This window comes from Bradyrhizobium sp. UBA2491 (assembly GCF_002341725.1).
GTDB lineage: Bacteria > Pseudomonadota > Alphaproteobacteria > Rhizobiales > Xanthobacteraceae > Bradyrhizobium.
Genome location: NZ_DDOP01000066.1, coordinates 26738 through 39384, shown reverse-complemented (window position 1 = coordinate 39384; position 12647 = coordinate 26738). Strand labels below are relative to the sequence as shown.

12 protein-coding genes are annotated in these 12647 nt (G+C 64.3%); 10 read left to right on the top strand and 2 right to left on the bottom strand.

From position 1 onward, the window contains the following. Positions 1-31: 31 nt before the first annotated feature. Positions 32-508, bottom strand: coding sequence for a preQ(1) synthase (gene queF / locus B2W55_RS21925; protein WP_024583564.1), 477 nt, complete (start codon positions 506-508; stop codon positions 32-34). A gap of 123 nt (positions 509-631) precedes the next feature. Here queF and eno point away from each other — a divergent pair, with 123 nt between their 5' ends. The 4 genes from eno (at position 632) to B2W55_RS21905 (ending at position 5933) form a co-directional block, all read left to right on the top strand. After that, positions 632-1915 (top strand): phosphopyruvate hydratase, encoded by a 1284-nt coding sequence (gene eno, locus B2W55_RS21920; protein WP_024583565.1) that lies wholly within the window; start codon positions 632-634, stop codon positions 1913-1915. Positions 1916-2017: 102 nt separating this feature from the next. After that, positions 2018-3574, top strand: a complete 1557-nt coding sequence (locus B2W55_RS21915; protein ID WP_145987168.1) for a hypothetical protein — start codon at positions 2018-2020, stop codon at positions 3572-3574. Positions 3575-3793: 219 nt separating this feature from the next. After that, on the top strand, positions 3794-4930 hold the full coding sequence (locus B2W55_RS21910) for a zinc-binding dehydrogenase (RefSeq protein ID WP_024583567.1): 1137 nt from the start codon (positions 3794-3796) through the stop codon (positions 4928-4930). A 154-nt stretch (positions 4931-5084) separates the two neighbouring features. Beyond that, positions 5085-5933: an SDR family NAD(P)-dependent oxidoreductase gene (locus B2W55_RS21905; RefSeq protein ID WP_024583568.1), complete on the top strand. Its 849-nt coding sequence runs from the start codon at positions 5085-5087 to the stop codon at positions 5931-5933. A gap of 62 nt (positions 5934-5995) precedes the next feature. On the opposite strand, the gene B2W55_RS21900 is transcribed toward B2W55_RS21905, so the two are convergent. Next, positions 5996-7108 (bottom strand): D-alanine--D-alanine ligase family protein, encoded by a 1113-nt coding sequence (locus B2W55_RS21900; RefSeq protein ID WP_024583569.1) that lies wholly within the window; start codon positions 7106-7108, stop codon positions 5996-5998. Between the two features lie 284 nt (positions 7109-7392). On the opposite strand from B2W55_RS21900, the gene B2W55_RS21895 reads away from it, so the two are divergent. From B2W55_RS21895 to B2W55_RS21870, 6 genes are all read left to right on the top strand, one after another. Then, complete coding sequence (locus B2W55_RS21895; protein ID WP_024583570.1) at positions 7393-7944, top strand: NADPH-dependent FMN reductase; 552 nt, start codon at positions 7393-7395, stop codon at positions 7942-7944. A gap of 84 nt (positions 7945-8028) precedes the next feature. Continuing rightward, entirely contained in the window at positions 8029-8346 is a 318-nt protein-coding gene (locus tag B2W55_RS21890) for an FtsB family cell division protein (protein ID WP_024583571.1), read from the top strand. A gap of 161 nt (positions 8347-8507) precedes the next feature. Beyond that, positions 8508-9527 (top strand): pyruvate dehydrogenase (acetyl-transferring) E1 component subunit alpha, encoded by a 1020-nt coding sequence (gene pdhA, locus B2W55_RS21885; protein ID WP_043855714.1) that lies wholly within the window; start codon positions 8508-8510, stop codon positions 9525-9527. 45 nt (positions 9528-9572) lie between these two features. Further along, positions 9573-10976 (top strand): pyruvate dehydrogenase complex E1 component subunit beta, encoded by a 1404-nt coding sequence (locus B2W55_RS21880; protein WP_024583573.1) that lies wholly within the window; start codon positions 9573-9575, stop codon positions 10974-10976. Positions 10977-10981: 5 nt separating this feature from the next. Further along, the gene (locus tag B2W55_RS21875; protein ID WP_024583574.1) at positions 10982-11287 is read left to right on the top strand and encodes a DUF5076 domain-containing protein; all 306 of its coding nucleotides are present in this window, start codon (positions 10982-10984) and stop codon (positions 11285-11287) included. A 2-nt stretch (positions 11288-11289) separates the two neighbouring features. Continuing rightward, entirely contained in the window at positions 11290-12642 is a 1353-nt protein-coding gene (locus B2W55_RS21870) for a pyruvate dehydrogenase complex dihydrolipoamide acetyltransferase (protein WP_024583575.1), read from the top strand. Positions 12643-12647 lie beyond the last annotated feature (5 nt).

Here is a 12647-nt window from a genome sequence, read left to right as displayed (position 1 = left end):
AGAGTTGAAGCGAAGGTTAAAGGGGGCCGCCCTAGCCCCGCCCGCGATACGTCGCGACGCCCTGATCCGGGACCCAGATGCCCTTGGGCAGTCGTCCGGTCTGGAAGAACACGTCGATCGGGATGCCGCCGCGCGGGTACCAGTAGCCGCCGATACGGAGCCATTTCGGCTTGATCTCGTCTGATATCCGCTTGCCGATCATGACCGTGCAGTCCTCATGGAACGCGCCATGGTTGCGGAAGCTTGCGGCGAACAGTTTCAGCGACTTGGATTCGAGCAGCCAGCGGCCCGGCACGAAGTCGATCACCAGATGCGCGAAGTCCGGTTGGCCCGTCACCGGGCAGATCGAGGTGAATTCCGGCACCGTGAAGCGGACCAGGTAATCGGTACCAGCCTGTGGGTTGGGCACGCGGTCGAGCTGCGCCTTTTCCGGCGCATCGGGCCATTCCACCGCGCGGCCGAGCTGGAGGTCGGGGGAGGTGGTTGATTTGGTGGATTTCTTTGCCATCAGAGCGTCTCCGTGGCGTCCTCTTATCCAATGCGGGGGCGCCCGTCACCCGGCCTTTTCCCCCTCGATGCATTGCGGTAGAAGCACCGCCATCTGCCCCCCGCACTGCCAAAAGAGGTTCTCATGACTGACATCGTCGACATCATCGGCCGCGAAATCCTGGATAGCCGCGGCAACCCCACGGTCGAGGTCGATGTGGTGCTGGAGGATGGGTCGATTGGCCGCGCGGCGGTGCCGTCGGGGGCTTCCACCGGCGCCCATGAGGCGGTGGAACTGCGCGACGGCGACAAGTCGCGCTATCTCGGCAAGGGTGTCGAGAAGGCGGTCGCCGCCATCAATGGCGAGATCTTCGAGGCGCTCAGCGACCAGGCCGTCGAGGAGCAGGTCGCGATCGACCAGATCATGATCGAGCTCGACGGCACGCCGAACAAGAGCCGGTTGGGCGCCAACGCCATCCTCGGCGTCTCGCTGGCCTGCGCCAAGGCCGCCGCGGAATCCTTCGACATGCCGCTGTATCGCTATGTCGGCGGCACCTCGGCGCGGACGTTGCCGGTGCCGATGATGAACATCATCAATGGCGGCGTGCATGCCGACAACCCGATCGACTTCCAGGAGTTCATGATCCTGCCGGTCGGCGCCAGCAGCTTCGCCGAAGCGCTGCGCTGCGGCTCGGAAATCTTCCACACGCTGCGCGGCGAGCTGAAGAAGGCCGGCCACAACACCAATGTCGGCGACGAAGGCGGCTTCGCGCCGAACCTGCCGTCGGCCGATGCCGCGCTCGAATTCGTCATGAACGCGATCGGCAAGGCCGGCTACAAGGCGGGCGACGACGTCGTGCTCGGCCTCGACTGCGCCTCCACCGAGTTCTTCAAGGAAGGCTCCTACGTCTATGGCGGCGAGAACAAGACCCGCTCGCGTTCCGAGCAGGTGAAGTATCTCGCCGATCTGGTCGGCCGCTATCCGATCGTCACCATCGAGGACGGCATGTCGGAAGACGACATGGAGGGCTGGAAGGAGCTGACGGACGCGATCGGCAACAAGTGCCAGCTGGTCGGCGACGATCTGTTCGTCACCAACGTCACCCGGCTCGCCGACGGCATCAAGCATGGCCGCGCCAACTCGATCCTGGTCAAGGTCAACCAGATCGGCACGCTGACCGAGACGCTGGCGGCGATCGAGATGGCCTACAAGGCCGGCTACACCGCCGTGATGTCGCACCGCTCCGGCGAGACCGAGGACTCCACGATCGCCGACCTCGCTGTCGCCACCAATTGCGGGCAGATCAAGACCGGCTCGCTGGCGCGCTCCGACCGTACCGCCAAGTACAACCAGCTGCTGCGCATCGAGCAGCAACTCGGTAGCCAGGCGAAATACGCGGGCAGGGCGGCCTTGAAGGCGCTGTCGTAAGGCACGCCAAGCTCACGCGCGGTAACGAGGCTTACCATCGTCCTCGCGCTGTGAGCAGTCGATTGGGCTGGCGACGTGTATGGCGTCGCCAGGTAGCGGGTGATGACTCCGGCGTCCGCGTGCGGAAGCCCCGCATTTCGTGAACAAGGCAACTCCGGATCATTACTGTCTTACCTTTCGGTTGCCATTGGTCGCTCCTTCGGCCACTGTTTCAGCGTGTTGTCGAACATTTCCGTTGTCGGGGCGAGTAACCGGAAACTCTCTCTCGACGTCCCAACTGTTCTTGATCGGGTTGATGCCGCCCTTATCGGGGCGACGGCATTGGTCGCGCTTTACTTCTTTTTCTACCCGGTCTGGCGATCGCAATTCCTGATCGAAATCTGGTTCACGGAAACCTGGAACGCCTACTTCCAGGACGCTGCGGCGGCCTGGAAAACGATCTATCCGGCCCCGAGCGCTCTCGTCGTCAACAACTATCCGCCGCTCTCGTTCTACTGCGTTGGCTCGCTGGGCAATCTTCTCGCGGACAATCTCTTTGTCGGGCGCTGGCTGTCGCTGGTCGCGTTGATCGCCGTAAGCGTCGAAATCTTCGTCTGCGTTCGGGCACTGGCGGGCGGGATCTTCGGTCCCGCCATCGGGGCATTGTGGTACGTCGCGATCATGTCCCACAACTTCACGAACTATGTTGGGGCGAATGATCCGCAACTTGCCGGCGAGGCGATCATGGGGGGCGGCCTCGCATGGCTCCTGACCTCGGAACGATCGGGCGTGCGATCGGCGCTTGGTCCGCTGCTCGTCATGGTCATCGGTGGCTTCTGGAAGCACAGCATGATCGCGATCCCGCTGACTGCGGTGATCTGGCTCCTCGCACGCCGCCGCGCCAGCGCGATCCCCGCGGTCGTCGCCAGCGTGATCGCCGCGACCGCCGGGCTCGCGCTGTGTGGTGCAATCTTCGGATCCGATTTTTTCCGCAACCTGTTCACGGCCCGTGACTACGACATCGCTCACCTGATCGGCAATCTCGGTCATCTGCAGTGGTCCGCGCTTGCCGCGCTGATCTGGCTTTGCTGGGTGTTCACCAGCAGCACGGATGGCGCCAGATTCACGGCCCTTCACGTTCCGATCGCCCTGGCCTCCTGCATCGTGCAATGGTTTGGTGACAAGATATACGGAAATGCCGAGTTCGATCTGATCCTGGCGCTCGGTATCGCGATCGGCGTCACATGTGCATCACTCGAAAGCAGTCCGCTGGCCAAACACCTATCGGGATCCGCCGCCAAGATTACGGTCGTGTCGCTGCTTCTGTTTCGTCTTCTCGCGTCGGATCGTCAGGAAACGCTGCTCGTCCTGTTCGATCCGCAGTTTGCCGAGCAGTTTGCGAAGAGAGAGCGAACCATCGAGCGCGAGGCCGCGCAGGTCACGGCGATTGAGGGGGACGTCTATTGCCCGATCAAGACGGTCTGCCGGTCTGCCGGCAAGCCATTCGTGGTCGATGACTTCAGGATCGAAGAGATGCTCGCAACGGGACTGATCGAGCAGAACGAGCTCGACAAGCTTCTTGCGGTCCGCAACATCACGACGTTCAGGAGCAATCCGGCCGCCATGGGGACGATCGACACGTCGTTGTCGCACGCGGTGCGGCGCGGCCTGATGCCGTAGGCGCAAGATGACCCCGCCGCGCGCGGGCGCGCGCGACACCGCAGCGCTGGGTAAAAATGCCTACGCCAAAGCCGTCGTCTTGAAACTATCCTTTTGAAGTCGCCAATTGCTGGACATCGTTGTCGACCCGGCCCATATCGGCAGGGCCGAAGGTAACGGGCCGACCCTGGGGAGCGTCCAACTTCAGGGCAGCAAATGGAAGTCGAGGGAGGATGTGCGATGAGTGACGGCAAGAATGGGCTGCAACTGCGTTCGCTGCTCAAGAAGAATGGCGAACTGGAGCTATCGCTGGTCAATGTCCCGACCGCCGAGCCCGGCCCCGACGAAGTCGTGGTCCGGGTCGAGGCGAGCCCGATCAATCCGTCCGATCTCGGCCTCCTGATCGGCCCGGCCGACATGTCATCGGCCAAGGTTTCCGGCAGCAGGGAATTGCCCGTGGTGACCGCCCGGGTGCCGGAGGCGGCGATGGCCGGCCTCGCCGCGCGGCTCGACGAGTCGATGCCGGTCGGCAATGAAGGCGCCGGCGTCGTGATCAAGACCGGCTCCTCGGACGCCGCGAAAGCGCTGATGGGCAAGACGGTCGCGATGATCGGCGGCGCGATGTATGCGGAATACCGTACGCTGCGCGTCAACGAATGCCTGCCGCTGCCCGAAGGCACCACGCCGGCGGAAGGCGCATCCTGCTTCGTCAATCCTTTGACCGCGCTCGGCATGACCGAGACGATGCGGCGCGAGGGACACAAGGCGCTGGTGCATACCGCGGCGGCGTCGAACCTCGGCCAGATGCTGAACAAGATCTGCCTCAAGGACGGCATCGGCCTCGTCAATATCGTACGCAACAAGGAGCAGGCCGACATCCTGCACAGGATCGGCGCCAAGCACGTCGTCGATTCCAGCGCACCCAGCTTCATGGACGATCTGACCAGCGCGCTGGTCGAGACCGGCGCGACCATCGCCTTCGACGCGATCGGCGGCGGCAAGCTCGCCGGGCAGATCCTGGTCGCGATGGAAACCGCGATCAACAAGACCGCCAAGGCCTACAGCCGTTACGGCTCGAATGTGCACAAGCAGGTTTATGTCTATGGCAGCCTCGACACCCGCTCGATCGAGCTGCCGCGCGGCTTCGGCATGGCCTGGGGCGTCGGCGGCTGGCTGCTGTTCCCGTTCCTGATGAAGATCGGCCCGGAGGCCGGCAACAAGCTGCGCCAGCGCGTGGTGGCCGAGTTGAAGACCACGTTCGCAAGTCACTACACCAAGGTGGTGTCGTTGCAGGAAACCTTGCAGCTCGACAACATCGCCGTCTATGGCAAGCGCGCAACCGGCGAGAAATTCCTGATCAACCCGAACAAGGGCTGAGGATCGAAGCGAAAGGCTGTCCCCGGGCAGCTCCAAGCTTGGCGCAGAAGCGAACATCCGCGCGCTTCCCAATCGCTGGAAATCGCGGTCATATTCCGTCCGGAGACGCTTGGCGTTTTGGGCCAGCGTCTCGGTCTGCGGAAGGAGAATGCGCGTGAAAGAACTCGCTGGAAAGACCGCGTTCGTGACCGGTGCTGCCTCAGGCATCGGGCTGGGGATCGCGACTGCTCTCGCCCAGGCGGGGGCGAAAGTCATGCTTTGCGATATCGAAGAACAAGCCCTGTCCGCGGCGATCGAGCGATTGAAGCGCACCAACGCCGATGTCGACGGCGTGAAAGCGGACGTCTCGCTCAAGTCCGAACTCGTGGCGGCGGCCGAAGCCACGATTGCTCGCTATGGCAAGGTGCATATCCTGGTCAACAATGCGGGCGTCGGTGGCGGTGGGCCCTATGGCGCCTGGACCGATGCGTCCTGGGATTGGACCCTGGGCGTCAACCTGATGGCGACCATCTGGGGGATCGAGATCTTCGGGCCGTTGATCGAGCAGCATGGCGAAGGTGGACACATCGTGTCCACAGCCTCGATTGCTGGGCTTATCTCGGGAGGGAGCACGGCATACAACGTTTCAAAGTACGGCGTTGTCGCGCTGTCCGAGGGCCTGCGGCTCGAGCTGGCGCCCCGTGGGATTGGCGTATCGGTGCTGTGTCCCGGGTTCATCCGCACTCAAATCGTGGACTCAAGGCGCAACCTGCCGCAGCGCTTCGAGGGAGAGCTCCGTGTCTTGCCGACGTCGGGCCCCATTGCCGAACGGATCAATCTGGTCCGGGAACGCATCTCCCAAGGCATCGATCCCATGTATGTCGGTGAGCTGGTCCGCGAAGGCGTCGAAAACGACTGGCCCTATATCTTCACCGACCTCGAATTCGAGCCGATCATCGACGCGCGCTTCGCCGCAATCAAGCAAGGCTTCGACCATATCCGCCGGCGCAACCCGAAACGGTAGGCGCGCAGCGTTCCACCAGACCGATGGGCGTCGTCGGGCGGTCGTGCTGCCCGAGGCAAATTCTACTCGCGCTCGAATGCCAGCCCCCTGGAGCGCTTGTGACGCTCGAGGGCATGGCCGATCAGCACATCCATCAGCGCGGGTTGCGGCAGGCCGCTGGCCTCCCACAGCCGCGGATACATGCTGATATTGGTGAAGCCGGGCAGGGTGTTCGCCTCGTTCACGTAAGCCTGCTCGCCGTGCAGGAAGAAGTCGATGCGCGCCATGCCTTCGCAGCCGAGTACGCCGAACGTCCTGATCGCGAGCTCCTTGATGCGATCGGCGACGGCGGGCGGGACGTCGGCGGGCACCTGAAGCAGGGCGCCGTCGGCATCGAGATATTTTGCGTCGTATGAGTAGAAGCCGTGCTTGTCGGACGGCACGATCTCTCCGAGCTGGGAGGCCCGGACGCGGCCCTCGGCATCCTCGAGCACGGCGCATTCGACTTCCCGGACCGGCGCGACACAGCGCTCGATCAGGATCTTGCTGTCGAAGCGGAGCGCCAATCGGCAGCCGCTCTCGAACTCCTCCGCATTGCCTGCCCGCGACACGCCGACCGATGATCCCATGTTGGCGGGCTTGACGAACAGTTCGCGCGACCCGAGCGCGCTGACCGCATCGGCATAGCTGATCGGAGCCGCTGCCGACATCACGACAAAGGGGACGATCGGCAATCCCGCCTCGCGCATCAGGCGCTTGGCGACGTCCTTGTCCATGCCGGCCGCCGAGCCCATCACGCGCGAGCCGACATAGGCCACGTCGGAGAGTTCGAGCGCACCCTGCACGGTGCCATCCTCGCCGTTCGGGCCGTGCAGGACCGGGAAGACGACATCGAACGCCGGCAATTCCGCAGGTGCCGCCGATCCCTGTAGCACGACGACGCGGCCCTGTCCGCCCGGCAGCAAGGCGAGTTGCGGGCCGTGGTCTGGAATGGTGAGTGATCCGCTGCCTGCGCCGGCGCCGTTGCCTGCGTCGGCTGCGATCCAGCGGCCGTCCCGGGTGATGCCGATCGCCGTGGTCTCGTAGCGATCCGGGTCGAGCGAGCGAAGCACGTTCGCTGCCGACGCCCGCGACACGTCATGTTCGGCCGATCGCCCGCCGAACAGGATTGCGACCCGTATCTTACGCTCTGCCATGGCGTGCTCGTCGGTCAACCGGAAAGGTGCATGGAATCGAGCCACAGTATGGTTCGAGGAACATGTCGACAATTGGCCCCGGGTTGCGTCTGAGCCGGCTTTCAGGCGGAATGGCCCTTAACGGCGCCGGACGGCGCTCGCCCAAGAGGCAGAGGAGCAGGGCTCGTTCGGTCAATTTCGTGAACGCTGCGTTTCCGGAATTGGACGATCCATGCACTTGCATCGTTCTTGGCGCGCCGGTAGGTGAGGTCGACGCTTTCACGCGCAACCCGAGGGGAATTGCTATGGCCTATAACATTGTCACCATCGTCGGCAGCATCCGCAAGGAGAGCCTGTCGCTCAAGATCGCCAATGCGCTGGCCAAGCTCGCGCCCGCCTCGCTCAAGCTCGACGTCACGACGCTGCACGGCATCTCCTTCTTCAACCAGGATCTCGAAGCGGCCCCGCCGGCCGACTGGCTGGCGTTCCGCGAGAAGCTCCAGAAATCGAACGGCGTGCTGTTCGTGACCCCTGAATACAACCGCTCGATCCCGGGCGTGCTGAAGAACGCGATCGACGTCGGCTCGCGGCCCTATGGCAAGAGCTCGTTCGCCGGCAAGCCGGTCGGCCTGATCGGCAATTCGCCCGGACCGCTCGGCGGCGTCAGCGCGGTGAAGCATTTGCAGAACATCCTGCCCGGCATCGCCGGCCCGATCCTCGGCCAGCCGGAGACTTACCTCAATGGCGTCGGCGATGCCTTCGACGACAAGGGCGAACTGACCAAGGAGTCGCTCAAGGGCGTGCTGCAACAGTATCTCGACGCCTTCGCTGCCTTCGTCGAAAAGCAGAACCGCTGAGCTGCGGAAGCGCGCGGCGCTTTCGTGGTCAAATGGTCGCGCCCTTAGCACTCCGTTAACCGCCATGGCCGCATCTTCGCGGCCATGGTTTCCCGCACGCGCCTCAAATCGATCCTGTCCGGTCTCGCCCTCTACACGCTGGCGGCGCTGATGGTCGGCTATTTCGGCGTCAACGCCTACACCGGCAAATACGGCCTGAACGCGCGCCAGGAGCTCGATCAGGAGATCATCGCGCTGACTTCGGAGCTGGCGCGATTGAAGAAGGAGCGGGCCGAAGGCGAGCAGCGGGTGTCGCTGCTGCGGTCGGATCGAGTCGATCCCGACATGCTGGACGAGCGTGCGCGCTTCCAGCTCGACTACGTCAACCCGCGTGATCTGGTTCGGATCAACAAGTCGAACTGACTTGCGTTCTCAAATTTCAAAAACACTCACGCGCTATCACAAAAGTGTCGCGCCGCGCTGCACTGCGGCATAGCAAAATTCCATCCAGCGAACGCAATCCTTCCAAGGCGATTTGAGTTGGGTTAGAGAGGGTTCTCCGACTTCTCTCACCCGGAATTGCCATGGCCGCACCCAAGAAAACCGTCGCAAAAGAATCAGGGCAGGAGAAGGCTGGCTCGCCGCCCGAGTTCACCAGGGAACAAGAGCTCAAGGCTCTGCGCGACATGCTGCTGATCCGGCGCTTCGAGGAGAAGGCCGGTCAGCTCTACGGCATGGGTGCGATCGGCGGTTTCTGCCATCTCTACATCGGCCAGGAAGCCGTCGTGGTCGGCATGCAGATGGCGCTGAAGCCGGGCGATGAGGTCATAACGGGCTACCGTGACCACGGCCACATGCTGGCCTGCGGCATGGAATCCAGGGGTGTGATGGCCGAACTGACTGGCCGCCGCGGCGGCTATTCGCGCGGCAAGGGCGGCTCCATGCACATGTTCAGCAAGGAGAAGCATTTCTACGGCGGTCACGGCATCGTGGGTGCGCAGGTGTCGCTCGGCACCGGCCTTGCATTCGCCAACCGCTATCGCGGCAACGATAACGTCAGCGTGACCTATTTCGGCGACGGCGCGGCCAACCAGGGCCAGGTCTACGAAAGCTTCAACATGGCTGAGCTGTGGAAGCTGCCGGTGATCTATGTGATCGAGAACAACCGCTATGCGATGGGCACTTCGGTGTCGCGCGCGTCTGCCCAGCAGGATTTCTCCAAGCGCGGCGTCTCCTTCAACATTCCCGGCAAGCAGATCGACGGCATGGACGTGCGCGCGGTGAAGGCCGCCGCCGATGAGGCTGCGGCCTGGTGCCGCGGCGGCAATGGTCCGATCATTCTGGAAATGCAGACCTACCGCTACCGTGGTCACTCGATGTCCGATCCCGCCAAGTACCGCACGCGCGAGGAGGTCGAGAAGGTTCGTCACGACCAGGACCCGATCGAGCAGGTGCGCAACCGCTTGCTGGCCTCAGGCGTGAGCGAGCAGGACCTCAAGGCGATCGACGCCGAGGTGCGCGAGATCGTCAACGAAGCCGCCGACTTCGCGCAGCACGATCCGGAGCCCGATCCGTCCGAGCTCTACACCGACATCTACCGCTGACCCCACCCGCGCAGACTAATTTCAAGACCGATTTCGGGAGCCGATATGCCCATTCAAGTGCTGATGCCTGCGCTGTCGCCCACCATGGAGAAGGGCAACCTCGCCAAATGGCTGAAGAAGGAAGGCGAGACCATCAAGTCCGGTGACGTCATCGCCGAGATCGAGACAGACAAGGCGACGATGGAGGTCGAGGCCACCGACGAGGGCACGCTCGGCAAGATCCTGATTCCGGAAGGCACCGCCGATGTCGCGGTGAATACGCCGATCGCCACCATCCTGGCCGACGGCGAAAGCGCCGCCGATCTCGCCAAGGCGCCGGCCGCTGCGGCGCCGCAGCCGAAGGCCGCGGAGGCTGCACCTGCTGCCGACGCCAAGTCGGATGCAAAGGCGGAAGCGCCGGCCGCGAAGGCGCCGGCCGCGCCGGTCAGCGAGGCGCTGCCCGATCCGGAAATTCCCGCCGGCACCGAGATGGTCACGCAGACCATCCGCGAGGCGCTGCGCGATGCGATGGCCGAGGAGATGCGCCGCGACGGCGACGTCTTCATCATGGGCGAAGAGGTCGCGGAATATCAGGGCGCCTACAAGGTGACGCAGGGCCTGTTGCAGGAGTTCGGCGCGCGGCGCGTGATCGATACGCCGATCACCGAGCACGGTTTTGCCGGCGTCGGCGTCGGGGCCGCGATGGCCGGGCTGAAGCCGATCGTCGAGTTCATGACCTGGAATTTCGCGATGCAGGCGATCGACCAGATCATCAACTCCGCGGCCAAGACGCTGTATATGTCCGGCGGCCAGATGGGCTGTTCGATCGTGTTTCGCGGCCCGAACGGTGCCGCCGCCCGTGTCGCCGCCCAGCACAGCCAGGACTACGCCGCCTGGTATTCGCAGATCCCGGGCCTCAAGGTGATCGCGCCGTACTCGGCCGCCGACTACAAGGGCCTGCTCAAGGCCGCGATCCGCGATCCCAATCCGGTGGTCTTCCTCGAGAACGAGATGCTGTACGGCCACACCGGCGAGGTGCCGAAGCTGCCCGATTTCGTGGTGCCGATCGGCAAGGCGCGGATTGCGCGCCCCGGCAAGGACGTCACCATCGTCTCCTGGGCGATGGGCATGTCCTATGCGCTGAAGGCGGCCGATGAGCTCGCCAAGGAAGGCATCGAGGCCGAGGTGATCGATCTCCGCACCATCCGTCCGATGGACACCGAGACGATCATCAATTCGGTGAAGAAGACCGGCCGTGCGGTCACGGTCGAGGAGGGCTGGCAGCAGAGCGGTGTCGGCTCCGAGGTCGCCGCGCGCATCATGGAGCATGCGTTCGACTATCTCGACGCTCCCGTTGCGCGCGTCTCCGGCAAGGACGTGCCGATGCCTTACGCAGCCAACCTCGAGAAGCTCGCTCTGCCTTCCGTCGCCGAGGTGGTCGCGGCCGCCAAGGCCGTGTCCTACCGGTAACGCCGATGGCCGGTCCCAAAGAGCAGCCGCTGCCGCCCGACGTGATGGGGCGCGACGATGCCATCGAGGTGCTGCGCGCCTTCGTCGTCGATGGCGGCCTGTCGATCGCGTTCCAGCGCGCCTTCGAGGAGCCGGACATGTGGGGGCTGATGCTCGTCGACATCGCCCGCCATGCTGCGCGTGCCTATTCGCGCGAGAGCGAATACACCGAGGACGAAGCGCTCGCGCGCATCGTCGAGATGTTCGAAGCCGAAATCGCCCGGCCGACCGACATGGGCCAAACCAAACCGCGGTCGCAACAAGGTCACTGACAATGCCGATCAATATTCTCATGCCCGCGCTGTCGCCGACGATGGAAAAGGGCAACCTCGCCAAGTGGCTCAAGAAAGAGGGCGACAAGGTCAAGTCCGGCGACGTGATCGCGGAGATCGAGACCGACAAGGCGACGATGGAAGTCGAGGCGGTCGACGAAGGCACGATCGCCAAGATCCTGGTGCCCGAGGGGACCCAGGATGTGCCGGTCAACGATATCATCGCCGTGCTCGCCGGCGACGGAGAGGATGTGAAGGCGGCGGCCAGCGCCGGAGGCGGCGCGGCACCGGCGGCCAAGCCTGCCGAGGCACCGAAGCCCGCCGAAGCAGCTAAGCCGGCTCCTGCGGCCGCGCCTGAGCCGAAACCGGCCGCTGCACCGGCGCCACAGCCGGCAGCGGCTCCCGCGGCGCAGGCCAATGGACACGCCCGCATCTTCTCGTCGCCGCTGGCGCGACGTCTCGCCAAGGAAGCCAATATCGAGATCGCCCGCATCGCCGGCACCGGCCCGCACGGCCGCGTGGTCGCGCGTGACGTCGAGGAGGCCAAGTCCGGCAAGGGCCTGAAGGCGCCGGCGGCCGCGCCCGCAGCGGCCGGCCCGAGCATCGCGCCGTCGATGTCGGACAAGCAGATCCTGGCGCTGTACGAGCCGGGCTCCTACGAAATCGTGCCGCATGACGGCATGCGGCGCACCATCGCGCAGCGGCTCACCGCCTCGGTGCAGACCATCCCGCACTTCTACCTGACCATCGACTGCGACATCGGCAAGCTGCTCGCCGCGCGCGAGGAGATCAACGCGTCAGCGCCGAAGGACAAGGAGAAGAAGCCGCTCTACAAGATCTCGGTCAACGACTTCGTCATCAAGGCGATGGCGGTGGCGTTGCAGAAGATCCCGAACTGCAACGTGAGCTGGACCGAAGGCGGCATGCTCAAGCACAAGCATTCCGACGTCGGCGTCGCGGTGGCGATGCCGGGCGGTCTGATCACCCCGATTATCCGCAAGGCCGAGACCAAGACGCTGTCGACCATCTCCAACGAGATGAAGGATTTCGCCGCGCGCGCCCGCGCCCGCAAGCTGAAGCCGGAGGAATACCAGGGCGGCACCACCGCAGTCTCCAACCTCGGCATGTACGGCATCAACCACTTCACCGCCGTGATCAACCCGCCGCATGCCTCGATCCTCGCGGTCGGCACCTCGGAGGAGCGCCCCGTCGTACGTGGCGGCAAGATCGAGATCGCACAGATGATGAGCGTCACCCTGTCGTGCGACCACCGCGCCATCGACGGCGCGCTCGGTGCCGAGCTGATCGGCGCCTTCAAGCAGCTGATCGAAAACCCCGTGATGATGATGGTCTGACGGGG